Consider the following 26,202-nt stretch of genomic DNA (forward strand, 5'->3'; position numbering starts at 1 on the left):
TCTCGATGGAGATCCGGGAATATGTGGACAGCCGAGGCCACAGCCCTTTCAGCCGCTGGTTCGACGATCTCGACCCACAAGCCGCCGCCAAGGTCACGGTCGCGATGGCGCGCATGGAGGCGGGCAACCTTTTGAACGTGAAAGGGGGCGGAGAAGGTGTGCAGGAGTACCGGATCGCCTGGGGACCCGGCTACCGGCTGTATTTCGGGCGGGACGGGGACACGTTGATCGTTCTGCTCTGTGGCGGCACGAAGCGGCGTCAGTAAGACGACATCGCCGAGGCGCTTGCCCACGGGCGGAGTACAGGCGACGGAAGAAGGAGACCGCGTGATGGCCCTGACCCGCAGCTTCAAGGACACCGTGAAGGCAAGGGCCGAACGCGACCCGGCATTCCGTGACGCTCTGCTCACCGAAGCTGTGGACCAGTTGCTCGCGGGCGACATCGAAACCGGCAAGGCGGTCTTGCGTGACGACATCAATGCCACGATCGGCTTCGAGCGTCTGGCGGAGGAGACGGGTACGTCTTCAAAGAGCCTGATGCGTATGCTCGGTCCGGCCGGGAATCCGACCGCGACCAATCTCTTCAGTGTTCTGAGGACGGTTCAGAAGACGTCAGGCATACAGCTTTCCGTCGCCGTCGGCCGCTGACCGACTCAGGAATCCCTTCGGCCGGCCGCCGCGCTCACTCCTCGGTCCAGCGCACCACCTTGGCCGGGTTTCCCACCACCACAGCCCCCGGCGGCACGTCGCGGGTCACCACTGCGCCCGCACCGATCACCGCCCCGTCGCCGACCTTGATGCCGGGGAGCAGGATCGCGCCGCCGCCGATCCAAACGTCGTCGCCGATGCTGACGGGCCGGGCCGATTCCCAGAACGCGGCCCGCGCGGCGCGGTCGAGGGGATGCTCGGCGGTGTAGATCTGCACGGCCGGGGCGATCTGTGCCCGGTGGCCGATGGTGATCGGGGCGCAGTCGAGGAAGACGCAGTTGAAGTTGCAGAAGAAGTCGTCGCCCACCGAGATGTTGCTGCCGTAGTCGCAGGCAAAGCCCGGGCAGATCGTCGGGTTGCGCCCGGCCGCGCCCAGAAGCGCCCGGACCACCGCCTCGCGGCCCGCCGCATCCTCCGGCTCCATGGCGTTGAGCCGCAGGAGCCGCCGCTTGGCGGCGTTGCGCAGCGCGACCAGTTCCGGATCGTCGCCGCGATAGGGCTTGCCGGCGAGCATCAGCTCGCGCGCGGTCTCGGCCATGGAAGCCTCCCGAGAGATCCGAGAAAATCAGCCGCGGCTGGCGCGGAAGGTGTCGCAGGACTTGGTCTGGCCGCTCTTGTAGCCGGTCATGAACCAGCGCATCCGCTGCTCGGAGGAGCCGTGGGTGAAGGAGTCCGGCACGGCGTAGCCCTGCGATTTCTCCTGCAGCTTGTCGTCGCCGATGGCGCTGGCGGCGTTGAGCGCCTCCTTGATGTCGTTCTGGTCGAGCGCGTTCCACCGGTCGTTCGAGTTCTTGGCCCAGACGCCGGCAAGGCAATCGGCCATCAGCTCCACGCGCACAGAGAGCTGGTTCGCCTCCGTCTTGCTGCTCGCGTTCTGCTGGCGGCTCTGCACCTTGCCGAGGATGCCGAGCACGTCCTGCACGTGGTGGCCGACCTCGTGGGCGATGACGTAGGCGTAGGCGAAATCGCCCTTCACGCCGAACTTCGTCTGCATCTCCTTGAAGAAGCCGAGGTCGATGTAGACCTTCTTGTCGAGCGGGCAGTAGAACGGGCCCATCGCGGCCTGGGCCATGCCGCAGCCTGAGCGGGTGCCGCCCTGGTAGAGCACCATCGTGGTCGGCGTGTATTGCCGCCCGGTCTGGTTCGGCAGAACCTCCTTCCAGACATCCTCGGTGTTGCCGAGGATCTTGGAGGCGAATTGCCCGGCGCGGTCGGTCGGGGCCTCGCCGCGGCGCGCCTGCGTCTCGGGATCGACGCGCTGCTCGCGCTGGCTTCCGCCGCCGGCCATCTGCTGGGCGCCGCCGAGCAGGATCGCCGGGTTGATGCCGGTGACCCAGGAGATCAGCAGCACCACGACGATGGTGCCGATGCCGAGCCCGCCCATGCCGCCGCCGGGGAACCCGCCGCCGCCGCCACCCTCGCCGCGCCGGTCCTCGACGTTGTCAGAAGCGCGAAAATCGTCCCAGCGCATAGAGTCTCCCGACGCCCGCGTCGCATCCGGCCTCATCGCGAGACCGGGCCTGCTTTCTAGAATGGCGAGGCGGAGGCTACGGTTCCGCTTAGGCCGCCCCGGGCCTACTTGGCCAGGGCGCTCCCGTCGAGGGCGCTCTTCAGCATGCGGAAGTCGCGCCAGGCGAGGCGCTTCTGCACCGGCTGGCGCAGCAGGTACGCCGGATGGAGGGTGGCGAGCGCCCGGATCTCGCGGCCGTCGCGCAGGCGATAGGGGTAGAACCGCCCGCGCGCCTTGAGGATGCCGTCCTTGGTGCCGGTGAGCGTCTGCGTCGCGGGCGCGCCAAGGCAGACGAGGATATCGGGGCTCGCGAGTTCGATCTGGCGCTCGACGAAGGGGCGGCAGATCGCGATCTCCTGCGGGGTCGGGTTGCGGTTGCCCGGCGGGCGCCAGGGCACGACGTTGGAGACGTAGGCCATCGTCCGGTCGAGCCCGATCGCCGCCATCATCCGGTCGAGGAGCTGGCCGGAGCTTCCCATGAAGGGTTTGCCGATCCGGTCCTCGTCGGCCCCGGGGGCCTCGCCCACGAACATCACCCGCGCCTGGGGGTTGCCGTCGGCGAAGACGAGGTTCTTGGCCGTGAAGCGCAGCGAGCAGCCCTCGAAGCCGCGCAGCAGCGCCTCCAGCTCCTCGAGCGTGTTCATCTCCGCCGCCCGCGCACGAGCATCGTCGGCCGCCTCGCCGGGCTTGGCGCCCGCCGCGTTGCCGTAGGTGCGCGGCGGCTCGCGCGGCGGCGGATCGCGGCTCGGCAGCTCGCGCCGGAAATCGAGGGGGGCCCCCTCGCCGGAGGGAGCGTCGCGCCGGGCCGAAGGCTCGGAGCGGGCCGAAGGTTCGGAGCGCGGCGGGGGCTCACGGCGCGGGGCCGGCTCCGGGTGGGGCGCCTGTGCCGCCGCCTCGGCCTCGGCGAAGCGGTCGTGGGGCCGCTCGTCGAGGGCTGCGTCGACGCCCGCCTCGACGTGGAAGTCGAGGTAGGAGATCAGGTCGGCCCTGGCGTCGTGTTCCGCGCTTCTCGCAGTCATCGGTTCCATGTGGCGTGTGCGTGCCCTGTGGACAACGCCGGCGACCGTATCGCGGATCGTCGCATGGGCACGCCCGGCGCGGGCCTGCCGCTACCCGAACGGCCTTGCCTTCCTACCTTGGAATCGGTTGAGAGACATCTTGACAATAGATTGGGCCGACGCGGCGTGAGACAGCACCCGAACGATCGGCCGCAGGAGGAGCAAGGATGGCGCTGCCCGAACGCGAAGGCATGGATTTCGATGTGGTGATCGTCGGTGCGGGACCCGCCGGCCTCGCCGCCGCGATCCGCCTCAAGCAGCTTTCCGCGCAGAAGGGCGAGGAGATCTCGGTCGTCGTGGTGGAGAAGGGCGGCGAGGTCGGCGCGCACATCCTCTCCGGCGCGGTGGTCGATCCGCTCGGCCTCGACACCCTGCTGCCCGACTGGCGCGAGGACCCCGACCGGCCGCTCAAGACGGCGGTGGAGCGCGACGAGTTCCTGTTCCTCACGAAGAACAGCGGCGTCACCATGCCGAACGTGTTCTTCCCCAAGCTCCTGTCGAACCACGGCAACTTCGTCGGCTCGCTCTCCAACACCGTGAAGTGGCTCGGCACCAAGGCGGAAGGTCTCGGCGTTGAGATCTATCCCGGCTTTCCGGCAGCGGAAGTGCTCACCGACGAGCGCGGCACGGTGACCGGCATCGCGACGGGTGATCTCGGAATCTCCCGCACCGGCGAGGCGCGGGACGACTTCACCCGCGGCATGGAGCTGCGGGCCAAGTACACGGTCTTCGGCGAGGGCGCCCGCGGCTCGCTCACAAAGGGGCTGATCGAGCGGTTCGGGCTCAACCGCAACAGCGACCACCAGAAATACGGCCTGGGCGTCAAGGAGTTGTGGCAGCTCGCGCCGAACAAGTTCGAGCCGGGGCTGGTGCAGCACACGATGGGCTGGCCGCTGCCCAACAAGGCCGGCGGCGGCTCGTGGCTCTACCATTTCGACGACCATCTGCTCTCGGTCGGCTTCGTCACGCACCTGAACTACGAGAACCCGACGCTGTCGCCGTTCGAGGAGTTCCAGCGCTTCAAGACCCACCCGATGATCGCCGAGACCTTCGAGGGGGCCAAGCGCATCGGCTACGGCGCCCGCGCCATCATGGAGGGCGGCTGGCAGTCGGTGCCCAAGCTCGTCTTCCCCGGCGGCTGCCTCGTCGGCGATTCGGCGGGCTTCGTGAACGTGCCGCGCATCAAGGGCTCGCACAACGCGATCCTTTCGGGAATCCAGGCGGCGGACGCGATCTTCGACGCGCTCGTCCAGGGCCGTCAGGGCGACGAGCTCACCGCCTACGAGGAGGGCTGGCGCGACAGCCCGATCGGGCGCGACCTCAAGCCGGTGCGCAACGTCAAGCCGCTCTGGTCGAAATACGGCACGCTGGTCGGCGTGGGGCTGGGCGGGCTCGACATGTGGATGAATTCGATCGCCGACGCCTCGCTGTTCGGCACGCTGGGCCACGGCAAGCCGGACCATGCCTGCCTCAAGCCCCTGTCGGAGGTGACGCCGATCACCTACCCGAAGCCCGACGGCAAGCTCACCTTCGACCGGCTCTCCTCGGTGTATCTCTCGAACACCAACCACGAGGAGGACCAGCCGCCCCACCTCAAGGTGAAGGACATGGAGCTGCAGAAGCGGTCCGAGCACGACGTCTACGGCGGCCCGTCCAGCCGCTACTGCCCGGCCGGCGTCTACGAGTGGGTGGAGGACGCCGCGGCCAGCGACGGCGTGCGCTTCCAGATCAACGCGCAGAACTGCGTCCACTGCAAGACGTGCGATATCAAGGACCCGAACCAGAACATCAACTGGGTCACTCCGGAGGGGCCGGGCGGGCCGAACTACACCAACCTGTAGGATCGCTCCCCGTCATCGCGAGGCGAAGCCGAAGCGATCCGGAGCACCGACCTGACCGGAACGGTCGCGCCGGCTGGATTGCTTCGCTCCGCTCGCAACGACGCAGGAGAACCTAGCCGCCGTGCAGCTCCCGCCACGCCGGCAGGTCGAGACACGGCAGCCGGGTCGCGGCGTGGACGCCGATGGCGACCGCCCGCGCCAGCGTCTCGGCCGCCGCCGCGCCGAGGCGGGCGAGGTCGCCGACCGGATCGGCGAGCGGCACCGCGCCCGTGGCCACCGCGAACACCACGTCGCCGTCGAGCGGCGTGTGGGCCGGGTGGATCGCCCGGGCGAGGCCGTCCTGCGCGGCGATGGCGAGGCGCTTGGCCTGCGCCTTGGTGAGCGCCGCGTCGGTGGCGACGACCGCCAGCGTGGTGTTGGCGCCGGGCAGGGGTTCGCGCGGCCAGGACAGGGCGTCGTCGGGCACGCGCGGCGGCAGGCCGAGGCCGCCGAACTCGGCCCCCCGCTCGAACGGCGCGGCCCAGAAATGCGGCCCCTGCCCCATCGTGACCCGACCGAAGGCGTTGACCGCCACCAGGGCGCCGACCTGCGCCGGGAGACCCGGCACGAAGCTGGAGGCCGAACCGAGGCCGCCCTTGAGATTGGCGGTGCGCGCGCCGAACCCGGCGCCGACGGAGCCGAGGGCGAAGGCCCCGCCCCGGGCCTCGTCAGCCGCCGCGTAGCCGAGTTCGCGATAGGGCGGAAACCGGCCCCAGTTCTTGTCGCCGCCGTTGAGCAGGTCGAACAGGATGGCGCCCGGCACGATCGGCACGCGCACGCCGCCCACCGCGAAGCCGCGCCCCGCCTCGCGGAGACGGGCGACCACGCCCGCCGCCGCGTCGAGCCCGAAGGCCGAGCCGCCCGAGAGCACGAGGGCATCGACGCTGGGCACGGTGGAGGCCGGATCGAGCAGGTCGGTCTCGCGGGTGCCAGGGCCGCCGCCGCGCACGTCGACGGCGCAGACGAAGGGCGTGTCGAAGACGAGCGCGGTCACGCCGCTGGCGATCCGCGCATCCTCCGCGTGGCCGACGCGCAGGCCGGGGATGTCGGTGATGCGGTTGGTCCGGGTCATCGCCTCTCTCCTGCCGGCGCGCCTGCCAGCGCGGCGCGCCGTCCGCGCTCGTGGCGCAGCGCGTCGGTGGCGTAGAGCACCAGCGCCAGCCAGATCAGGCCGAACAGCACGAGGCGGTCCGGCGTCAGGGTCTCACCGTAGACGAGCGTGCTGAGAACCATGAGGCAGGTGGGCGCGAGGTACTGCATCAGGCCGAGCGTCGCCAGCGTCAGCCGCGTCGCCGCGGCGGCGAACCAGATCAGCGGCAGCGCCGTGGTCACGCCCGTGAGCGCGAGCAGCCCCCAGGTTCGGGCGTCGTCCGGCACCGGCGGCGCGGCGAAGGCGAGGTAGCCCAGGGCGGCGGGCAGGAGCAGGAAGGTCTCCGCGCAGAAGCCGACCGTGCCGTCGACGCCGACGACCTTCCGGATCAGCCCGTAGAGCGCGAAGCTGACCGCGAGCCCCAGCGAGAGCAGCGGCAGGCGCACCGCCATGATCAGCGCGATCACCACGCCGAGGACGACGATGGCGACCGCGACGACCTGGACCCGGCGCAGGCGCTCGCCGAGCACGAGCGCGCCGAGCGCCACCGAGACGAGCGGGTTGATGAAGTAGCCCAGGCTCGCATCGAGCATGTGCCCGCTCGTGACCGCCAGGAGGTAGAGCAGCCAGTTGCAGGCGATCAGAAGCGCCGAGACGACGAGCAGGGCGTGGCGCCGCCGCAGGGGGAAGGGGTTGGCGAGCCTATGGCGCAGGAGCGCGATCAGACCGGTGACGAGCACGGCCGACCAGACGATGCGCTGCGCCAGGATCGTCCCGGGCGGAATGCCGTCGAGCAGGCGGAAATGCACCGGGACGACGAGGCCCCAGCTCAGATAGGCGGCAAGCGCGTAGATCAGGCCCACGATGTCCCGGGTCGGCGGCGTGACGGGACGCCGCTTGTAGCCCGGACCGGGCGTCCGGTCAGCGCTTGCGGGCGGGAGCCGGGAGGGTCTCGCCGCGCATCAGGGCGTTGAGCCGCTCGGTGTCGAAGCCGGTGAGTATGCGGCTCTTGGCGGTGTCGCCCGCATCCGGCCCCTGGGTCACCGTGCCGGTGGTGACGGGATCGGGCCGTTGCGGCGCCGCCCGCACCAGCGCGGGAGCCGGGACGGCGGCCACGGCCGGATGCGTGAGGCGATCCGCGCTCACGAGGACGACGCTGAGAGTTCCGAGGGCCGTGATGGTGCCGAAGACGATGACGCGCAGAATGCTCAAGGCGACGCACTCACAGGAACGCAGATACGCGGAACCGTGACGGAGCGGCTCCGGAAACAGGATGCCCGCCCTCTCGTTAATGAACCGGACGGCCGGGCCCGACGCGGGCCGGCCCACTTCAAGACAACCGGCAAAGGATCTTCGCCATGAACGAACAGGCGACCGCGAGCGACAGTCCCTTCATCCAGGGGCGCAACGCGCGGCTCTACGGCAAGAGCGTCGAGGAATGCCCCTACCCGGAGGGCTCGCAGGACCGCGAGGCCTGGCTCCAGGCCTACGAGGAGGCGGCGGCCGACGATCCGAAGGCCTGACGCGAAGCGCCTTGACGCTGCCGGCCCCGGAGGGCTGAAAGGGCCTCAGCCCGAACGCCCTCTCTTCCCCTCCGAGGCCGATGTCCAAGTCCCCTCCCCGCGACCGCGGCCGCTTCGGCGCCGACACTCGCCTCGTTCTCGCCGGGCGCGATCCGGGCGCCCAGCACGGCTTCGTCAACACGCCGATCTATCGCGGCTCGACGGTCCTCTATCCGACCTACGACGACATCAAGCACCGGCGCGGGCGCTACAATTACGGCACCTCCGGCACCCCGACGATGGACGCGCTCTGCGAGGCCTGGAGCGAGGTCGCCGGGGCGGCCGGCACCGTGCTGGCGCCGTCCGGCCTCTCGGCGCTGACGCTGGCGCTGATGACCTGCGTGAGCGCGGGCGACCACCTCCTCGTCACCGATTCCGCCTACCGCCCGACCCGCATCTTCTGCGACGGGGTGCTGAGGCGCTACGGCGTAGACGTCGAGTATTTCGACCCGGTGATCGGTGCGGGCATCGCCGGGCTGATGCGCGACAACACCCGCGCCGTGCTCGTGGAGGCGCCGGGCTCGCAGACCTTCGAGATGCAGGACGTGCCCGCCATCGCCGAGGCGATGCACGCCCGCGGCGGCACGGTGGTGATGGACAACACCTGGGCCACGCCGCTGCTGTTCCCGCCCCACGAGCGGGGCGTCGACCTCGCGGTCGAGGCCGGCACCAAGTATCTCAGCGGCGGCTCGGACCTGCTGCTCGGCCTCGTCTCGGCCAACGCCGAGCACTACCCGGCGCTCAAGCGCACCTACGAGCACTTCGCCAATTGCCCCGGCCCCGAGGACATTTTCTTAGGACTCCGGGGACTGCGCACCATGGGCCTGCGCCTGCGCGAGCACGGCGCCCGGGGGCTCGCCATGGCCGAGTGGCTCCAGGCCCGCCCCGAGGTGCTGCGGGTGCTGCATCCGGCGCTGCCCGACGATCCCGGCCACGCGATCTGGAAGCGCGACTTCTCCGGCGCCTCGGGCCTGTTCGGCGTGATCCTGAAGCCCGTCTCGGAGGAGGCGCTCGCCGCCTTCCTCGACGGGCTCGAACTGTTCGGGATGGGTTTTTCCTGGGGCGGCTTCGAGAGCCTCGTCATTCCCTTCGACCCGACCGTCTACCGCACCGCCACCCGCTGGCAGCCCGGCGGCCCCGCCCTGCGCTTCCATATCGGCCTGGAGGATCCGGAGGATCTGAAGGCGGATCTGGAGGCCGGCTTCGCGCGCATGGCGGCTTTGGCCTGAGGGGCAAACTCGGTCGGCCTGAGCGTTTGGATGGGTTGGCGAGGGTGGAAACCGGTCATTCCAAGTTGGCCAGCACCAACTGCGATGGTCTCATGACCTTCTCGAATTGAAATGCATCGCCATCGCCAGGGAGGTCGTCTTGCCCTCCCGGCTGGTTTGGATCCGAATGATATTATTAAAGAACTCGATGATTTTGAAGCCACATTTATTGACGTAAAAATGGATGTTCCGCTTCTCAAAATATGGGGTGTGCGTCTGCCAAGTGATTGTTTCGGGAAATCATCGCTCAATGGCACGCCAAGCCTGAAGGCCCAAGCTGCGGCCGTGCTCGGCGACCTTTAGAAAAAACAGGTCGAGCGAGTTGTGATGGGTCTCCTCGTTGATCGTGACGACGGCGCCACCGATTTTCCGCCCGCCGCACAAGATGCGAAGGGCCACAGCACCTGGAGCTTTGACGGCAGCATCCAGCACTTCGTCGGATGGGATCGGCCCATCAGGCAGTTCCCCGAACTCGTCAGCAACCGCCACCGCGAAGGCGTCCTGCAGCTCGGACTTGAACGCTATGATGTCGCTGGGATGCGTTTCGGCGAGGGTGACCGGTTCGTTCGTCATGCGGCGCCTCTGGCCCGCCATTCCAGAGAAAGTGAGGCGGCAGGCGTACGCAACCGGTCGCAAGCCGCCCCTCCTGCGATCAATGTGTGCCGGGCTTTGCCCTCAGGGCGTCACCCACGTCCCCCGCCGGTCCTCTCCCTCCCGCGAAAAAACCGCCCGCCGGTGCCCGCGCCGGTCGAGATAGAGCAGGTCGAGCCGCTCGGCCGTCAGCATGACAGCACAAAAATTCTCGCGGCCGACCCGTGCCTCCGGATCCTCGTCGGGCAGGGCGTAGGCCTCGCCCGCCGGCAAGGCCGTGCCGGGGGCGGGCTGCACCCCGTAGCAGACCCGGCTCATCGCCAGGGCGCTCGCCCAGGCGGCGTCGGCGATTTCATCGTCGACGTGAAGGCTCGCTCTCGCCTCCAGGCGAAGCTGAAGCTTGGTGGCCCGATCGTAGACGTGGAGGGCGGCGCGGCCCGATTGCGCGATCTCCCGGGCCTTGTCCGAGCGCCGGTCGCAGTGGAAGCGCAAGGTCTCTGCCCCGGCATCGTTCGCGCGCAGCACCACCGTGCGCAGGCGTGGGTGCCCCTCCGCGTCGACCGTGGCCAGCGACGGCGTGTGGAAGGCGCTGTGCCGGTTGGCGACGCCCTCCGCGAGGCGCCGCCAGCCTTCCGCGCGAAAGCCGTCGAGGTCGTCGTAGAAGGAAGGCAGCGCGTCCACGCCGGGGCTCCTGCGCGAAGAGGGTTTCGGGCCGAACGGGTCCGGGCCGAAGGCGGCCCTGCGCGAAGCTGGCGCGAGGGTCGGCCCCTGGCAAGGCGCGGACGGCTTGCGAGCCGACCGGCCGCGCCGCGGTTCCGCACGGCCTCGTGATTCCTGCCCCGATTTGGTTGGTTGGGATTGATCTGTCATGGCACGCGCAACGCGTCGATGGCACGGCTTGCCCGCGGCCGCGTTGAACGCTCTCGAACGCTCACCGTCCCGCTTCCATCTTGCCCGCGTCACCCTTGATCCCCTCCCCGATGCCTCCTGCTCGCCAGACCGCCCTGCCCGGCGGGCGGCCCCGTCCGCCCCGGGATGCCGCCGCGTGAGCAGTCTGCCCCCCTTCCTCGACGGCGGCGGCGAGACGGGCGCCCTGATTCGCGCCCACGACTGGGCGGACACGCCGCTCGGCTCCCCGGAGACATGGCCGGTCGCGCTCAAAACCCTGGTCGGCGTGATGCTCGGCTCGCGCCAGCCCATGCTGATCGTCTGGGGCGAGGCCTACGTCACGCTCTACAACGACGGCTACGCTCCGATGTGCGGCGGCCGCCATCCCTGGGCGCTCGGCCGCAGCTTCGCGGAGGTCTGGCACGACATCTGGGATCAGGTGGAGCCGATCCTGTCGCGTGCCTATGCGGGCGAGGCCACGCATATGGACGACATCGCCTTCACGATGCATCGCAACGGCTTCCCGGAGGAGACCCACTTCGCCTTCGGCTACACGCCCGTGCGGATCGAGGACGGCACCGTGGCCGGCATGTTCTGCGCCTGCTCGGAGACCACCGCCGCGGTGCGGGCGGGACGGCAGATGCGGGCCGAGCGCGAGCGCCTCGCGGGGCTGTTCGAGCAGGCGCCGAGCTTCGTCGCCGTGCTCGACGGGCCCGGCCACGTCTTCTCCTTCGCCAACGCCGCCTACCGCGGGCTCGTGGCCCACCGCGACGTGATCGGCAAGCCGGTGCGCGAGGCCTTGCCGGAGATCGCGGGCCAGGGCTTCTTCGAGCTGCTCGACGAGGTCTACGCCACGGGCCGCACCCATTCGGCGCACGGCGCACCCGTGACGCTGCTGCGCGTGCCCGGCGGCGCGCCGGAGCAGCGCTTCCTCGACTTCGTCTACCAGCCCATGCGCGACGCGACCGGGACGGTCACCGGCGTGTTCGTCGACGGGTCGGACGTCACCGAGCGGATCGCCGGCAACGCCGCGCTCGCCGAGAGCGAGGCGCGCTTCCGCACCATGGCGGACGACGCCCCCGTGATGATGTGGGTGACGGACGCGCAGGGCGCCTGCCTCTACCTGAACCGGCGCTGGTACGAGTTCACCGGCCAGGACGAGGTGGGGGCGCTCGGCCTCGGCTGGCTGGAGGCGGTCCACCCGGACGATCGCGGCTGGTCGGGGGAAACCTTCCTCGCCGCCAATGCCCGGCGCGAGGCCTTCCAGCTCGAATACCGCCTGCGCCGCGCCGACGGCGCCTATCGCTGGGCGATCGACTCCGCGAGCCCGCGCTTCTCCGCCCACGGGGCCTTCCTCGGCTATATCGGCTCGGTCGTCGACATCGAGGAGCGCCGCGCCGCCGAGCTGGCGCTGGCCGAGAGCGAAGAGCGCCTGCGCGTCGCGGTGGAGAACGCCGAGGTCGGCTTCTGGGACGTCGATCCGATCGCCGGCACCCTGTTCTGGCCGGCGCGGGTGAAGGCGATGTTCGGCATCTCGCCCGAGGTGCCGGTCTCGATGGACGATTTCTACATCGGGCTCCATCCGGAGGACCGGCCGAGAACCAGCGCCGCCTACGCCGCCGCGGCCGACCCTCACACGCGCGCGCTCTACGACATCGAGTACCGGACCATCGGCAAGGAGGACGGCCTCGTCCGCTGGGTGGCGGCCAAGGGGCGCGGCGTGTTCGATGCGCAAGGGCGCTGCCTTCGCGTGCTGGGCACCGCCATCGACATCACCGCGCGCAAGGCCATCGAGGAGCGGCTTCTCGAGACCACCCGCCGCCTCGACGCGGTGCTCGACAACGCGACCCAGGCCGTCTTCATGATGGATGAGCGCCAGCACTGCGCCTACATGAACCGCGCCGCCGAGCGCCTGACCGGCTACAGCCTGGAGGAGACGCAAGGGAAGGCGCTCCACGACGTCGTGCACCACACCCGGCCCGACGGCAGCCCCTACCCGCTGCACGACTGCCCGATCGACCAGGCCTTCCCGGAGAACAACCAGGAGCAGGGCCAGGAGATCTTCGTTCACCGGGACGGCTCGTTCTACCCCGTCGCCTTCACCGCCAGCCCGATCCGCGACGAGCGGGGCACCGCGATCGGCACGGTGATCGAGGCGCGCAACATTGAGGCGGAGCTGCGCGCCAAGGCGCAGCTGGAGGCCTTCAACGCCAGCCTGGAACAGCAGGTGGCGAGCCGCACCGCGGAGCTGATGCGGGTCGAGGAGGCCCTGCGCCAAAGCCAAAAGATGGAGGCGGTGGGCCAGCTCACCGGCGGGCTCGCCCACGACTTCAACAACCTGCTCACCGGCATCACCGGCTCGCTCGAACTGCTGCAGACCCGCCTCGCTCAAGGGCGGCTCACGGAGATCGACCGCTACGTCAACGCCGCGCAGGGTGCCGCCAAGCGCGCCGCGGCGCTGACCCACCGGCTGCTCGCCTTCTCACGCCGCCAGACGCTCGACCCCAAGCCCACCGACGTGAACCGGCTGGTGACCGGCATGGAGGACCTGCTCCGCCGCACCATCGGCCCCTCCATCACCCTGGAGGTGGTGGCCGCGGGCGGGCTCTGGTCGGTGCTGGTCGATCCGAGCCAGCTCGAGAACGCGCTCTTGAACCTCTGCATCAACGCCCGCGACGCCATGCCGGAGGGCGGGCGCATCACGATCGAGACCGCCAACCGCTGGCTCGACGACCGGACCGCCCGCGAGCGCGACCTCGATCCCGGCCAGTACCTCTCGCTCTGCGTGACCGACACCGGCACCGGCATGAGCCCGGACGTGATCGCCAAGGCCTTCGACCCGTTCTTCACGACGAAGCCCATCGGCCAGGGCACCGGGCTCGGCCTCTCGATGATCTACGGCTTCGTGCGCCAGTCGGGCGGGCAGGTGCGGATCTATTCCGAGATCGACCAGGGCACGACGATGTGCCTCTACCTGCCGCGCCATTACGGCGCGGCGGAAGAGCCGGACGCGGCCCCCGACCTCGCCGCGGCGCCCCGCGCCGAACAGGGCGAGACGGTGCTGATCGTCGACGACGAGCCGACCGTGCGGATGCTGGTGACGGAGGTGCTGGAAGATCTCGGCTACACCGCGATCGAGGCGGCGGACGGCCCCTCGGGCCTGAAGGTGCTGCAATCGAACGCCCGCATCGACCTGTTGGTGACCGATGTCGGCCTGCCCGGCGGCATGAACGGGCGGCAGGTGGCCGATGCCGGCCGGGCCCTTCGGCCGGGCCTGAAGGTGCTGTTCATCACGGGCTACGCGGAGAACGCGGCGGTGGGCAACGGGCATCTGGAGCCCGGCATGCAGGTCATCACCAAGCCCTTCGTGATGGAGGTGCTGGCCGCGCGCATCAAGCAGATGATCAATTCGCGATAAGGGGACGTCCTACGCAGTCGGTTCGATAGATGTGCAGTCCGGATTTCGTGTTTCGCTCGGAGGCCGCACGGATCAACGAATCGCGTCCCATGCCAGCCCTCCCCGTCATCGCGAGCGCCAGCCGAGCGATGACGGACCGCGCGTCCGCATAGCGGCTCAGAACCGCGCCGGGTCGAGCTCGAAGGTGGGCGGCAGGGCCTCGAACCACTCGCTGTAATAGGGGTCGCGCGGGATCGTCTCCGCCCAGCGTGCCCGGAAGCGGGCCTGCTCGTCCGCCGCGACGGTGCGGGCGCGGTTGCGGCTCTCGTAATGGTAGAGTTCGACTTGCGCGCAATAGACGCTGCGCAGACCCCGCTCGCGCAGGCGCAGGCAGAGATCGACGTCGTTGTAGTTGACGGCAAAGCCCTCGTCGAAGCCCTGGATCGCCTCGAACTCGGACCGCCGCACCATCACGCAGGCGCCCGTCACCGCAAGATAGTTGCGGTTGCCCGCGGTCGAGAAGAAGTGACCCGGATCCTCCCGCGGATAGGAGCGGCGGGGATGATCGGGCGTCGCGTCGATCACGGTGACGCCGACATGCTGCAACTCGCCCGTCTCGAACAGGAGTTTTGGGCCGACCGCGCCGACGCCGGGGATCTGCAGGAGCGCCAGCATCGCCTCGATCCAGTCGGGGCTGATGACCTCGATGTCGTCGTTGAGGAAGACGAGCACATCACCGCGTGCCGCGCGCGCGCCGAGGTTCATCTTGGCCGCGACGTTGAAGACGGGCTGGTCCCAAGTGACGGAACGCGCCCCGAATTGCTCCAGGGCCGCGCGGGTCGAGGGCCGCAGGTCGCCGTTGTCGACCGCGACGATCTCGAGGTTTTCGTAGCGGCTCCGCTCGCGGATGCTGGCGAGGCAGGCGGCGAGAAGATCGACGGTGCGACCGCGGACCTCGCTGTCGCGGCCGGCGGTCGGGATCACGATCGAGACCAGGGGCCGTTCCGTCAGCGGACGGCGCAGGTGGAAGCTGCCGGCAAAGGCGGTGGGGCGCACGGAATCGAGCCCGCCGGTGCGCCGCGCCCGGTCTTCGAGCGCGCGGACGGCGGCGGCGACCACGTAGCCCTTGTTGTCCATGGCCTGGGCGGTCGAGCCGGGGATCGCCCGCCAATGGTAGAGCACCTGGGGCACGTGGCGCACGCGCCTCGCGTGCTCGGTGTAGCGCAGCACGAAGTCGTAATCCTGGGCGCCCTCGCACTCCGCCCGGAAGCCGCCGATGCGGGCGACGATGTCTCGCCGGTAGAGCGCCAGATGGGCCGTGTACATGCAGGCCTCCAGCGTCTCCGGGGACCAGTCCGGCTTGAAGAACGGCTCGTAGCGCTCGCCGCGCACCGTGATCTTGTCCTCGTCCGAGTAGAGGAAGTCGGTCTGCGGATCGGCGTTCAGAGCCGCGACGAGGGCGTAGAGCGCGTGCGGCGGAATCGCGTCGTCGTGATCGATCAGGGTGAGCCAGTCGCCGGTCGCGAGCGCCAGCGCGTCGTTGCTCGCGCCGACGATGCCGCCGTTCTGGGTTCGCCGGTGAAGGCGCACCCGCGGCTCTTCGCGCACCAGCGCGTCGAGCATCGGCGCGATGTGGGGAGCGCTCGAGGCGTCGTCGGTCAGGCACAGCTCCCAGTCGGGATAGGCTTGCGCCCGGATGCTGGCGAGCGCCGCCTCGAGATAGGGTTTGGGCGTGTTGTAGACCGGCATGACGATGGAGATGCGCGGCCGCACCCGGAAGCCGGCGATCGCCGTCCGCATCGCCTCCGGGCTCGGCAGGGCCGGGCGCTCGACCTGCTCGATCCAGGCGGCGTAGGAGGCCGCGGCCGGGCGCGGCCGGGCGCTGTCCCAGAAATCCCGCCATAGGGCGGCGGGCGGGCGGCTTCGCGCGACGTGGGCAAGGCGCCCGATCACCGCTCGCGCGCCCCGCTCCTCCTCCGGGAGCCGGGCCAGGAGCCGGCGGGCCACGGCGAGCGCGGCGGCGGGGCCGCGCAAGGGCTCGAGGGTGGCTCGCGAGAGGCGGAAGCGCCCGCTCGCGGCGAGCGGATCGAGGCGCAACCCCCGCACCCGGCGCGGCAGGTACACGAGATCGTCGATCCCGCCCTCCTCCCGCATCTCCAGCCGGACCGCCTCGTCCTCGCGGAAGCCCGAGCCGTCATCGACGTAGAGGAGCGGCACGGTCTTGGTCGCGCCGAGTCCCTCGATGTCGGCGCGGATGCGCACCCAGCCCGGGGCCAGCCGGAACGGGAACAGCCGCCCGCCCCGCGGATGGGTCAGGCGAAATTGCGGGTCGGACCCGGTGGAGCGCCAGAGGCCCTCGCCCTCCGGCTCGACCTGTCCCTTGGGTTCGATGCGGCACGCGATCATGATGCAAGGCGTTAGCGCGGCGCGAGGTGAACCGCGAGCCAGATCGTCGGATTTGCCGTGCGCTCGACCCGGTGGCGGCGGTGCGCCGGGATCAGCAGGTGGTCGCCCTCGGCGAGATGACGCGGCGCTTCTTCATCGGCAAAGCGCAGTTCGGCGGCACCCTTCAGCACCGCGACCCACTCGTCCTCGGCCCCATCGTACCAGTGGCCCGGCGGGCTCGCCTGCCCCGTCGAGACGATGCGCTCGATCCGCGCGTTCGGCGCGGCCAGCAGCGTCTCGAAGACCTCCTCTTCGGCGCGCGCCGGGACGCCGGCGAACAGGTTCGGGCAGGCGGTCATGCGCAGGGGCGCTCCTCGATGGCGGGAAGGGCGGACACCGGCCGGCGTTCCGGGCGTTGAACACGGGCGACCCGCCTCGCCCGGGCCGCCTCTAGCGAAGGGTGTAGCACGATGCCCGAGACCGAGCCTCCGCCGCTCCCGCCCGCCGACGCGGATGCGGGCCTGCCGACGCCGCCGAGCCCCGGCCGGGTGCGGCCCCCGACCCTGCCGCCGAGACCGGCGCAGGACGCCCCTCCCCCCGGCGAGGCGGAGGACGAGCGGGAGGGGTAGCACGGTGCCGGACCTCGCCGCCGCGCGCGCCCGCATGGTCGAGACGCAGCTGATCGCCCGCGGCATCCGCGATCCGGCCGTGCTCGCGGCGATGGGCAGCGTACCGCGGGAGGCCTTCGTCGCGCCGGCGCTGGCGCAGGAGGCCTACCGCGACGGGCCGCTGCCGATCGGCGAGGGTCAGACGATCTCGCAGCCCGCCATCGTCGCCCTGATGATCGCGGCTCTGGCCGTGCAGCCCGGCGCGCGGGTGCTGGAAGTCGGGGCCGGCTGCGGCTACGCGGCGGCCGTGCTGGCGCGGATGGGCGCCGCGGTCTTCGCGGTCGAGCGCCACGCCCGCCTCGGCGAGGCTGCCCGGGCTCGGCTCGCCGCCCTCGGCTTCGACGCCGTGGCCCTGCGCATCGGGGACGGCCGCGCCGGCTGGCCGGAGGCCGCGCCCTTCGACGCGATCCTCGTCTCGGCGGCCGGCCCGGACGTGCCGGCGGCGCTGAAAGACCAGCTCACGCCCGGCGGCCATCTCGTGCTCCCCGTCGGCCCGCCCGGCGGGCAGACGCTGCTGCGGCTGACTCGCAGCGGACCGGAGCGCTTCGCGAGCACGGATCTCGGCCCGGTCTCGTTCGTGCCGCTCGTGCGGGGGGAGGTTGCGACGGAGAGGGGGTGAGGGGCGATCCGATCCGTGAAGCACCCGATTGCGGCTCCACCGATCGCTCAAGCCGTGGCGATGCCGTCATCGCCGGCCGCACTCGTCGGATCGAGGCCGCCGGGAAGCCTCCGGCGCGGCTCCATCCTGTCGTGCAGGATGCGGAGGATCACGACTTCGCCCGCATCGTCCGCCGCATCCACCACTGTGAAGTAGAGGACGTGCGACGCTCCGGTCCGGCGCCTGCCGGCCAGAGCGACGTGGAACGAGCGAATTCCAGCTGCGATCTCCGGTCGGATCTTCGAGGACGGACGCCGAGGCTCTTCGACTACCATGGCGATCGCCCTGTCGATCAGCTCCGCGTAGGCCTGCACCTGACGAGAGCCGAACGCGCGGAGCGTTTCCTCCAAGATCTGCTCGATGTCCTCGTCCGCTCGACGCGTGAGCCTAAGGCGCACGGCCGGCCTTGCGCATCACGGCCTGGGCGATGCTGGCCGCGGTCCTGTCGCTGAAACGGTCAGCCCGCAGATCGTCCAGGCCGCCTTCGACCTCGCGCTTCAGGATCGCAAGCCTCTCGGCCTCGGCGGCCTTTTCCTGCTCCAGCAGGCGCAAGCCCTCCCGGACGACCTCGCTCGCCGACGCATAGCCGCCGGAACGCGTGAGTTCGTCCACGAACGACAGCAATTCAGGGGGCAGGCTCACATTCATGGTGGCCACGGCATGTCTCCCGACGGATGAGGGAACCTGATCGGCAATTCTTGTCAACAGAAGCGCGCGGGGCGGGGCGCCTTGCGATCGTCCACGAGCGCTCATGTCGGCACCGAATAAGAGCGAATTTATTTTCTCTCGGTGACCTGAATAACGGCGAAACGCCTTCCCGGTTAAGGGCGGTTCGAACCCCGGGTTTCCAGCCTAACGGCGAAGCAGGCCGAAATCGACCTCCTGGGCGGGCATGCGTCTGCCAGGCGCAGCGCCTGTTCGGCGCTACCTTACAGGATAAGGGCGAAGCGCTTCACGCTCAGTATACTGGATAACGGCGAAGCGGCTTGCACTCCGCACGCAGGATAAGAGCGAAGCACAGATGCTCAGGTCGAGCTTGCGGCCACGGCGAAGCATCCGTTTCATTCGCAAGCTGTTCTGGGGCGCCGCGCCCGCCGGGCATCCGTCTCACAGTGGAGGAGCGCTCGCCGACGGTCGGCCGTCCCTGCGCCCTTCCCTCTTGTGCATTCCGCTTTCGTTGGTCCAAGCGAAAGGGCCGCCGAATAAGAGCGAAGCAGCGCGCTGAGGGATACCGGATAAGGGCGAAGCATCCTGCCATACCGCACAGGATAGGGGCGAAGCGACCGCTCGGCCCTCAAGCCAACGTTTCCCTGGTCACCGCGCCGCCGGGGCTATGCCGGGATAGGGAGCCCGGTCGCCATTTTCAGATGCGCTTGACCAGCCAGTCACCAAGACCAAGCCTTACGACGAGCTTCGCCACCTTCGGGCCATCCCATACCTGAACCGGCTCGCCGGGCGGCGCGGCCAGCGAGCCCTTCGGGGAATGCACGGCGAAGATCATCCGGTGGTATCGTTCGCGACGCTCACGGAACCTGCCGACGTAGTCGTCGAGCGTTTTCTGTCCCGCCGCAGCCTTGACCTGAACGAAGGCTATCTCGTCGGTGGCAGGGTTCTCCACCTCAACATCGATGCCCTCCGTTGCGCCGCCGAGCTTGGCGAGTCGCGTCCAGCCGGACCGCGACAGGATGAGATCGACAAGCACCTCGAAATCCTTCGGCCGAAGCCGGGCGACGAGCTTGCCAACCGCCGCTTGGTAGGCGAGCTGAGCGGCAATGGCGGCGGCAGCCTCTTCGTCCTCCTCGTCGCGGATCAGGCAAAGGATCTCACGCCAACCCTTCGGCTCGCAGATCGTCCCTTGGAACCCCGCCGTGGTCGTGACGACGCCGGGCAGTTCCGACATGGCAAGGTAGCGCCCGGTCAGAGAGCGGTTAGACCAAGGCCGATCAAGGTCTAGCCAGAAATGGCCGTGCTCGACCGTCTCGTTGTCTGGGCTGATGGTGATGCCGTCGCGCACGGTCGACCACCACATGAAGCCGTCCTCGAAAGTCACCCACAGGTGCCGGCTTGGACTTTCGAGGAGCGACCGGAGCGCATTCAGATCCTGCGTGGCCCCCGGCTTCAAGCCGTACTGCTCGCGCAGGATGGCCGCGATGGCCGATAAGTCGGTGGCACGAAGCATCTCATCCGGCACTCGGCTCCAGCCGGCGTGAAGGCCTGACCGGCTCTTCGCGTCCGGCCACCAGCGTCCACCGGCACCGTTTTTTACATAGCGGACGGAGGTGGGAAGATCGGGCAAAGCCTAGTCCGTGCGATTGTGTCGGGGCGTCGTGATAGCACGCCATCACGAAAATAGCATTGCTGTGCCGCCGGGCTTGTGAGAGTTAACTCCGTGACGACGGGATGACCCGACATCACGGAGATGCATATGACCGCCACCAATGCGCCCACGGACGCCGAGCTGCTTCGTGAGCAGTTCCACAGCCAGTATGGCAACGGGAACGACTTCGAGGGCGCCACCCTGATTGAGATCGTCGTCGGCGCCGGTCGCCTCCTTGCCGAGCTTGTAGGCACGGAGAACGCCAATATCGGCATGGCCGCGTTCGTGCGGCAGTTGGGATACCGCGTCGAGGCTCCCGAGGACTGGGCAGAGGTCCTGCGCGACGACGCGTTCGGGGATGCCTACTGCTGGGAGCTCGGTGTCACCTTCCATAACCTGAACGCCTACGCCTACTACGGCATCGCCTTGACTGGCGCGTCCGCCGCGCCGGAGCGCGAAGGCTACCTGCGGGACGAAATCGCGCGGGCCGGCGCTTTCATGGGCAAAGTGCCGTTCGAAGCCTGGGAGATCGATCCGGCCGACGCGGGCCGCACCCTGCGGCTGGCGCGCGGGCGCTTCGCCCTCGACACCGGTGGCCTCGTCGAACCTTGGGCGCTCGCCGAGTTCGGAGGTGTCAGCGAGCGGCGCATCCGCAACATGATGGCTGGCAGCGAACGTGTCTTCGATCCGAAGGACGGGGCGGTACCTGCATCCCAAGCCTTGGATTGGCTGAAGCAGCGCAAGCAGTTCCGCCCATCGACCTGGCGCGACCAGAACACGTTCGAGGATCTGGCCGGCGTCGACCTGGAAGAGGCCATCGATGAGATGCTGTTCGTGCCAGTCGCCGCCGACGGTTCGACGTTTCATCCCGGCGTCGGCCACGAGGATGGTTTCACGACCGGTCCAACCGGTCGGGAGACGATTTGGCCGACCTTCGAAGAGGCCCTGACCGCCCTGCAGCGGTCGCCGGAGCCTGTCTGGCGGCGCCCGACCCCGCGCGGGCTCCGGACGCAGGCGCGAGGGGTCCGCTGGGAACGGACCACCCGGGCTGCCCTCGACCGGATGGCATCTGAGGCCGCCGCTCGGATCTGAACCCCCACCCGCACCCGAGACAAACAAAAGCAAGGAGCAACCCAATGAGCCTCAATGTTTCCGCTCGCGCCCAGATCGAGCGTGTCCTCCCCGTCCTGAGAGCGCAGTCCGCGGACGAGATCACGCGCTGCGTCGATGCGTCCGGACATTCCCTCCTTCGTGACGATGTCTTCGGCCTCGGCCGCGAGGGCCGCTTCAGCGCCTTCTACGCCCCGTTCGACTGGATCAACGACGACGCGGACATCGTGATCGTCGGGGTTACGCCAGGTAAGCGGCAGGCCAAGGACGCACTCTTGGCGCTGCGCTCGGCCACAATGAGAGGGGCCTCCGTCGAGGAGGCTGCAGCGGCGGCGAAGTCCACCGCGTCCTTCGCCGGCATGCGAGACCTCGGTGCCCGCTTGATGGATCATCTTGGCCTGCACCAGGTGTTCGGCCTCCGCAGCACGGCCGACCTCTTCGGCTCCGCCGCGACACGCGTCCACACCACCTCGGTGCTGCGCTATCCCGTCCTCAAGGACGGCGCGAACTTCGCAGGAGACCGGCGTATCATGGCACGACCTCTGATGAGGCGCATGGTCGAGGAGAACCTTGTCCCGGAACTCGCCCAGCTCTCGAATGCCAGGATCGTGCCGTTCGGCATCAACGCCCTGCTCGTCCTCGAAGACCTCGCCGCGCGTGGGCTGATCAATGGTGACCGCCTCCTGGGCGGGGTGCTCCATCCGAGCGGGCAGCAGTGGAACCGGTACAAGGTGCAACTCGGGATCACCACGGGCGCGGCCGTTCGGGCCGTGTCTGGCGGTGCCGAGGTGCTCCGGCGGAGCGAACTGTTGCGCGATAAGGTGCGCCATCTCGTGAGCCTCAGAGCGGTTGCCTAAACGTCGACGGCGCTCAACGACGAGGCCGGGCCGGACGGCGTGGCCTCGTCAATGTGGACGCAAGAGATGCAGACGGTCCGCGTGCGCTCGATCCGGGGACGTCGCACCGTCGACCTCGGATGATGCACAGTTTCACCCTAGCGATGATGCTCACCTGCCCTATCCTGACACTGTCAAGGTTATAGCGGACGGGCGGCTACATGGCGGACGTGACGAGGTTCCCGCGCTACCACCAGGCCGAGAACGTGGTGACGAACCACGTCATGGTCATGCTGCGCATGCTCTACAACGCCTCGCCGAAGCTCCTCGAAGGGCTGCTGCAGGCGCTGTGCGCCGACGAGGTGACGGTCGGGCCCCGCTTCTCGCAGCAGGTCGCCGGCGCCCACAGCGTGCCGGACGGGCTCATCCTCCAGGAGCCGCTCGCCGTCTTCGTCGAGACGAAGCTGGGCTCCGCGGCCGACCCGGGCCAGTTGCGGCGACACTGCCGGACCATCGTGGACCGCCTTCCCGGCCGGAAGGGCACTTACCTGGTGTCGCTGACCGCAGGGCAGAGGGGCTCCATCCCGGACGAGGTCATGGAGATGGCGCGGGAGCACGGCATCAAGGTCGTGCCGGCGAGCTTCGGCGACCTCGTCGAGCAGGTCGGGCAACTCCCCGTGACCGACCTCGCCCTCAGGGAGGTCGTCCAGGAGTTCACCGACTTCGTCTTCTCCCAGGGCCTCGTGCCGCGGGAGGACCAGTTCCTGGTGGCGATGCTCACGGGCACGTCGTGGCGGGACAATCTCGCGCACGGGGTCTACTACGAACCGGTCGACCGGAACCCAAAGTGGCAGCGCGCGGCCTTCCTCGGCCTCTACCACGACCGGCAGGTCAGCCATGTCGGCCGGATCGTCGCCGCGGTTGCCGCAGTTCAGGACGCCGCCGGCGAGATGACCTTCGACGACCCGGAGACCGGTTCGCTGGACGACGCGCGCCGACAGGCCATCAGAGACGTCGTCGCCGCGGCACAGGCATATTACCCGGGGCTGGAAGCCTCCCGCCACCGCTACTACGTGGTGGACGCCTTCACCCCGACGGACTTCCGAAAGCGAACGGGCGGCGGGATGATGGGGCACCGCTACTTCGACATCGAGAACTTGAGCGGCGCCCGCCTGCCGAACAGGGCTCCGGGCACGTTGGCCGCACAGGCCCTGGACGGTCGCTTGTTCGACTGAGTCATTGGCTCCCATCGCGGACGGAATCGCGGCCCGATTCTAAAAGGGTCGCCCTACCCGGGACGGATTGGACTGGCCCGGGAAAACCTCGGCCCGGCGCCAGACGAGCCTGTTGCCCTTGTGAAGGGCGGCCGCCGGCTCGATCCCCTTCTCGGCCATGAGACGCTTCACGAACGACGGGTGGACGCCGAGGGTGCGCGCCACCTCGGCGGTGCTCGCGTAGCTCTCGTTGAACGCCCTGACGTCGCGCCTCGTGATGCGCCGGTCCCCGCCCGTCCCGCTCCCAAGCAGGCCCGCCGCGACGAGCCAAGTGACGTTCGGCGCCGGCATGCCGATGAGCGGGGCGACCTCGCGGTAGGAGAGTCTCGCCTCCTCGTCGGGGGCGGCGGCATCTGTCGGCGCCCCGGCGAGCACGATGCCCGTGAGCCGGGCCTCGTCGACGAACAGACGTTCGACGAGGCGCTCGCCCTCCCCCCACGCGGCGAGTTCGCCCGACGCCAGGGCCCGCACTATCCCGAGCCACGGCTTGTCGCCCGGCGGCAGCCGGTTCAGAACGGAGCAGATCCGCCGGGTCCCGACGACCGGCCGGCCTGGCGACATCCGGTCGAGAATGGACGCCACCAGGGCGTCGAGCGTGGATTGCCGGAAGTAGAGGCTGCCCATCCCGAGCAGGAGGGCCGGGCCTTCCGCACGGGCGACCATGCCGGCATCCGCCAGCGCCTCAAGCGCCTCGACGGGCAGGCCGACCGCGCGGGCCGCCTTGGTCGCCTCGGTCATGTCCCGCTTGACCTGGGCGATGGCCTCGACCTCCGCTCGGTCGTAGAGCGTCAGGGTCCTGTCGGCGCCCTCCATGGCGAGAGCCTTCAGCGCGCCGCGGGCGGCGAGCTTGGGCATGTGGGCGTGCTTGACGCCGAGGATGGCCGCCGCTTCCATCGTGTCGACGAGTTCCTCGCGGTGCCGGTGCACCCGCTTGCGGAAGGGCGATTGTTCGAACGCGGTGCGCCTCATGTCCTCCGCGAAGGCCATCCGGACCGCCTCGCGGAGGGCGGGCGTCAGCGACAGGCTCCAAGCCGCGTTTCGGAGGTGGCCGATTTCCTTGAACGCCCCGAAGAGCCGCGGTCGCTCGTCGGCCCTCTCGCGCGCCTGATCGCACAGGCGCCCGATGCCGACTTGCCATTCCATGAGCGTGCGTCCCATGACCGAAAGCATGTGCGGGGTCAGGAACGCGCAATCGTCCGGCCCCCGCAGGCTGCGGACCTGCGTTTCGATCATCCGCGAGGGTGTCATGGCGGCCCGCGCGAGCATAATGGCAAGTTCGAACAGGTCGCCCGGGGTCGTCCCTGCCAGGGCGGGGTCGACGTTCCCGACCGCCTTCGCCCGCCGTGCGGGGTCCGGGTCGACGAGGTCGGTCAGGAGCCTGAGCCCGGCCTCGTCGTCCACCTCGACCAGCGGCTGCGGATGGTCCCTCAGGTCAACGAGGGGCTCGTCGTCCTCGTCGCGGCAGCTTTCGCAGAAGGCGATCCCGCGGGTCGTGCCCCATTGCAGATGCCTGCGGCAGATCGGGCACCTGTCGAGCAGGGTCTCCATCGTCTCCGGGCAGAACGAGAACGGTGCCAGGTCGTGGATGGCGCGGTGGTGCGGGGACCGCCTTAGGGCCAGCGGGGAGATTCGCCGGTAACGCTTCTCCCGGTAACGAGCCTGAATCATGACACCGAAGAAGTTGATGAACTCCCCCTCGCGGTCTGGGAAAGTGAAGGTCCGATGAAGGCGAGAGACCACCTCGTCCGTCGGGACCTTCATGACGTAGGCGAGGCGTTCCGCCTCCTCGTCCGTGACCTGCGCCGGGATGCTGTTCGTCTGCCCTCGCCCGATGTCGGCCAGCCGGATCACCTTGAGCAGCGAGGGATACCCGTTCCGCGTCGTCGCGCGTGCGACCAGCCCGAGCAGGCTCTCCCCCGGGATCGGCGCGGGGTCGGGCCTGAACATCAGCGGCCGCAGGCGGTCTCCCCGCCTCCCGGGGGCCTTCATGCGGTATCCGGAAAGGTCCGAGGCGGCCACGCCGGGGGCGCTCACTTTGTCTTCTCGCGGTCGCGCAGCGCTCGCGGACCATGCCGGAATGGATTGTGGTCGGTCATCCCCATCTCGATGGCCCAAGCGTCCACCGCCTCGACGAGGTCCTCCCACTCGATGCGCCGGGCGCCGCGCTCAAGGGCGAAAACGGCGGCGGCCTCGAAGGTGTTTGAGGCCGTGCCGATCACGCCGCCGCTGACGTCGAACATGTTGGCCGGGATGCCGTTGGCCAGCAGGCCGGACCTCTCCTCGAAGATGCCGTGCTCGACGAGCTTCAGGTCGAAGCCGTGGCAATGGTCGAGGAACTCCTGCCTGTCCGCGGCGTACTTGGCGTCGAGCGGCTTGATGAAGAGCGGCGTGTAGGCGCGTTGCGCGATCTGCGGGTTGTTCACGGGCAGCGGCTTGGCCGTCTCGATGCCCACGAGCACGAGGGGGCAGGCGCCGCGGATCAGCATCCGCTTGACAGTCTCCGTCACCGTCCAGGAGCGGTCGGTGCCCTTGTCGTTCCGGATGAGGTGGTGGAACTCGTCGAGCACCATGACGTCGGTCCTCGCCATCTCCATCGCGTTGCTGGCGCGCTTCAGCAGCGTCCGGGCGATGCCGACGTTGAACTCGGCGTCGTCGTATTCCTCCAAGATGTCGGACCCGAGGGACTTGGTGTTGGCTTCCGCCGACAGCGTGACGTGCGCCACGGGCTTCACCTCATCGTCGAGCGCCTCGTCCTCCAGCATCTCCTCGACGTAGGTCTTGATGCAGGTGCTCTTCCCTGAACCGGAAGGCCCGATGATGGCGAGGTACTTCTGGGGGATGCGGGGGCCGCGCATGCCCTTCTGCTCCCACAGCTTGCGCGATCCCTCTCCGACCTTCCGGAGGATGTTGATCTCCCGGCGGATGCGGTCGACGCGGGAGTTCGGGAGCCTGAACAGGCGGAACTGCAGCTTGGCGTGGGCGATGCGGTCTTCGAGCGTCAT

25 protein-coding genes and 1 pseudogene are annotated in these 26,202 nt (G+C 69.4%); 11 read left to right on the forward strand and 15 right to left on the reverse strand.

Going from position 1 to position 26,202, the window contains the following annotated elements; translation table 11 throughout:
* Positions 1-5 precede the first annotated feature (5 nt).
* Positions 6-331 (forward strand): annotated as a pseudogene (locus tag BY998_RS10460) (type II toxin-antitoxin system RelE/ParE family toxin).
* Positions 331-648, forward strand: coding sequence for a transcriptional regulator (locus tag BY998_RS10465; protein WP_110351568.1), 318 nt, complete (start codon positions 331-333; stop codon positions 646-648). Before BY998_RS10460 ends, BY998_RS10465 begins: the two are co-directional and overlap by 1 nt.
* A gap of 34 nt (positions 649-682) precedes the next feature.
* Here the strand turns inward: BY998_RS10465 and BY998_RS10470 are convergent, their stop codons facing one another.
* From BY998_RS10470 to BY998_RS10480, 3 genes are all read right to left on the reverse strand, one after another.
* A complete protein-coding gene (locus tag BY998_RS10470) occupies positions 683-1,246 on the reverse strand; it encodes a sugar O-acetyltransferase (RefSeq protein ID WP_110351569.1) in 564 nt (187 codons plus the stop codon).
* A gap of 27 nt (positions 1,247-1,273) precedes the next feature.
* Positions 1,274-2,179, reverse strand: a complete 906-nt coding sequence (locus BY998_RS10475) for a neutral zinc metallopeptidase (protein ID WP_110351570.1) — start codon at positions 2,177-2,179, stop codon at positions 1,274-1,276.
* Between the two features lie 104 nt (positions 2,180-2,283).
* A complete protein-coding gene (locus BY998_RS10480; RefSeq protein ID WP_110351571.1) occupies positions 2,284-3,246 on the reverse strand; it encodes a uracil-DNA glycosylase in 963 nt (320 codons plus the stop codon).
* A 197-nt stretch (positions 3,247-3,443) separates the two neighbouring features.
* Between BY998_RS10480 and BY998_RS10485 the strand changes: the two genes are divergently transcribed.
* Complete coding sequence (locus BY998_RS10485) at positions 3,444-5,117, forward strand: electron transfer flavoprotein-ubiquinone oxidoreductase (RefSeq protein ID WP_110351572.1); 1,674 nt, start codon at positions 3,444-3,446, stop codon at positions 5,115-5,117.
* A 112-nt stretch (positions 5,118-5,229) separates the two neighbouring features.
* On the opposite strand, the gene BY998_RS10490 is transcribed toward BY998_RS10485, so the two are convergent.
* Genes BY998_RS10490 through BY998_RS10500 form a run of 3 tightly spaced genes read right to left on the reverse strand, consistent with a single transcriptional unit; the run spans position 5,230 to position 7,458 of the window.
* Complete coding sequence (locus BY998_RS10490) at positions 5,230-6,228, reverse strand: P1 family peptidase (RefSeq protein WP_110351573.1); 999 nt, start codon at positions 6,226-6,228, stop codon at positions 5,230-5,232.
* Positions 6,225-7,109: an EamA family transporter RarD gene (gene rarD, locus BY998_RS10495; protein ID WP_110351574.1), complete on the reverse strand. Its 885-nt coding sequence runs from the start codon at positions 7,107-7,109 to the stop codon at positions 6,225-6,227. The genes BY998_RS10490 and rarD overlap by 4 nt, the downstream gene beginning before the upstream one ends.
* Before the next feature lie 58 nt (positions 7,110-7,167).
* Entirely contained in the window at positions 7,168-7,458 is a 291-nt protein-coding gene (locus BY998_RS10500; protein ID WP_110351575.1) for a hypothetical protein, read from the reverse strand.
* A gap of 146 nt (positions 7,459-7,604) precedes the next feature.
* Between BY998_RS10500 and BY998_RS24300 the strand changes: the two genes are divergently transcribed.
* Both BY998_RS24300 and metC read left to right on the forward strand, forming a co-directional pair.
* Complete coding sequence (locus tag BY998_RS24300; RefSeq protein ID WP_181425481.1) at positions 7,605-7,769, forward strand: Rmf/CrpP family protein; 165 nt, start codon at positions 7,605-7,607, stop codon at positions 7,767-7,769.
* An 80-nt stretch (positions 7,770-7,849) separates the two neighbouring features.
* Entirely contained in the window at positions 7,850-9,037 is a 1,188-nt protein-coding gene (gene metC / locus BY998_RS10505) for a cystathionine beta-lyase (protein ID WP_110351576.1), read from the forward strand.
* A 279-nt stretch (positions 9,038-9,316) separates the two neighbouring features.
* Here the strand turns inward: metC and BY998_RS24725 are convergent, their stop codons facing one another.
* Entirely contained in the window at positions 9,317-9,649 is a 333-nt protein-coding gene (locus BY998_RS24725; protein WP_245421546.1) for a hypothetical protein, read from the reverse strand.
* Positions 9,650-9,751: 102 nt separating this feature from the next.
* The gene (locus BY998_RS10515; RefSeq protein ID WP_110351577.1) at positions 9,752-10,348 is read right to left on the reverse strand and encodes a pyridoxamine 5'-phosphate oxidase family protein; all 597 of its coding nucleotides are present in this window, start codon (positions 10,346-10,348) and stop codon (positions 9,752-9,754) included.
* Positions 10,349-10,712: 364 nt separating this feature from the next.
* On the opposite strand from BY998_RS10515, the gene BY998_RS10520 reads away from it, so the two are divergent.
* Positions 10,713-13,973, forward strand: coding sequence for a PAS domain S-box protein (locus BY998_RS10520; protein WP_110351578.1), 3,261 nt, complete (start codon positions 10,713-10,715; stop codon positions 13,971-13,973).
* Positions 13,974-14,129: 156 nt separating this feature from the next.
* Here BY998_RS10520 and BY998_RS10525 read toward each other — a convergent pair whose 3' ends face one another.
* Together BY998_RS10525 and BY998_RS10530 are read right to left on the reverse strand one after the other, a co-directional pair.
* Positions 14,130-16,358: a glycosyltransferase family 2 protein gene (locus BY998_RS10525; protein ID WP_110351579.1), complete on the reverse strand. Its 2,229-nt coding sequence runs from the start codon at positions 16,356-16,358 to the stop codon at positions 14,130-14,132.
* An 11-nt stretch (positions 16,359-16,369) separates the two neighbouring features.
* Positions 16,370-16,696, reverse strand: a complete 327-nt coding sequence (locus BY998_RS10530; protein ID WP_110351580.1) for a cupin domain-containing protein — start codon at positions 16,694-16,696, stop codon at positions 16,370-16,372.
* A 111-nt stretch (positions 16,697-16,807) separates the two neighbouring features.
* On the opposite strand from BY998_RS10530, the gene BY998_RS24305 reads away from it, so the two are divergent.
* Positions 16,808-16,966, forward strand: a complete 159-nt coding sequence (locus BY998_RS24305) for a hypothetical protein (RefSeq protein ID WP_181425482.1) — start codon at positions 16,808-16,810, stop codon at positions 16,964-16,966.
* Between the two features lie 34 nt (positions 16,967-17,000).
* The gene (locus BY998_RS10535) at positions 17,001-17,624 is read left to right on the forward strand and encodes a protein-L-isoaspartate(D-aspartate) O-methyltransferase (RefSeq protein ID WP_110351687.1); all 624 of its coding nucleotides are present in this window, start codon (positions 17,001-17,003) and stop codon (positions 17,622-17,624) included.
* A 47-nt stretch (positions 17,625-17,671) separates the two neighbouring features.
* On the opposite strand, the gene BY998_RS10540 is transcribed toward BY998_RS10535, so the two are convergent.
* The 3 genes from BY998_RS10540 to BY998_RS10550 all read right to left on the reverse strand — a co-directional run bounded on the left by BY998_RS10540 (position 17,672) and on the right by BY998_RS10550 (position 19,959).
* Entirely contained in the window at positions 17,672-18,013 is a 342-nt protein-coding gene (locus BY998_RS10540) for a type II toxin-antitoxin system RelE/ParE family toxin (protein ID WP_245421548.1), read from the reverse strand.
* A 37-nt stretch (positions 18,014-18,050) separates the two neighbouring features.
* Entirely contained in the window at positions 18,051-18,311 is a 261-nt protein-coding gene (locus BY998_RS10545) for a type II toxin-antitoxin system ParD family antitoxin (protein WP_245421553.1), read from the reverse strand.
* Positions 18,312-19,026: 715 nt separating this feature from the next.
* Positions 19,027-19,959, reverse strand: a complete 933-nt coding sequence (locus tag BY998_RS10550) for a restriction endonuclease (protein WP_181425483.1) — start codon at positions 19,957-19,959, stop codon at positions 19,027-19,029.
* A 129-nt stretch (positions 19,960-20,088) separates the two neighbouring features.
* Here BY998_RS10550 and BY998_RS10555 point away from each other — a divergent pair, with 129 nt between their 5' ends.
* From BY998_RS10555 to BY998_RS10565, 3 genes are all read left to right on the forward strand, one after another.
* Complete coding sequence (locus BY998_RS10555; protein WP_110351584.1) at positions 20,089-21,072, forward strand: hypothetical protein; 984 nt, start codon at positions 20,089-20,091, stop codon at positions 21,070-21,072.
* 44 nt (positions 21,073-21,116) lie between these two features.
* Entirely contained in the window at positions 21,117-21,947 is an 831-nt protein-coding gene (locus BY998_RS10560; protein ID WP_110351585.1) for a hypothetical protein, read from the forward strand.
* Positions 21,948-22,147: 200 nt separating this feature from the next.
* Positions 22,148-23,161 (forward strand): hypothetical protein, encoded by a 1,014-nt coding sequence (locus BY998_RS10565; RefSeq protein ID WP_110351586.1) that lies wholly within the window; start codon positions 22,148-22,150, stop codon positions 23,159-23,161.
* Between the two features lie 39 nt (positions 23,162-23,200).
* Here the strand turns inward: BY998_RS10565 and BY998_RS10570 are convergent, their stop codons facing one another.
* The gene (locus BY998_RS10570) at positions 23,201-25,234 is read right to left on the reverse strand and encodes a TniQ family protein (RefSeq protein WP_110351587.1); all 2,034 of its coding nucleotides are present in this window, start codon (positions 25,232-25,234) and stop codon (positions 23,201-23,203) included.
* The gene (locus BY998_RS10575) at positions 25,231-26,202 is read right to left on the reverse strand and encodes an ATP-binding protein (RefSeq protein WP_110351588.1); all 972 of its coding nucleotides are present in this window, start codon (positions 26,200-26,202) and stop codon (positions 25,231-25,233) included. The genes BY998_RS10570 and BY998_RS10575 overlap by 4 nt, the downstream gene beginning before the upstream one ends.

The organism is Methylobacterium sp. B4 (genome assembly GCF_003201865.1).
GTDB lineage: Bacteria > Pseudomonadota > Alphaproteobacteria > Rhizobiales > Beijerinckiaceae > Methylobacterium.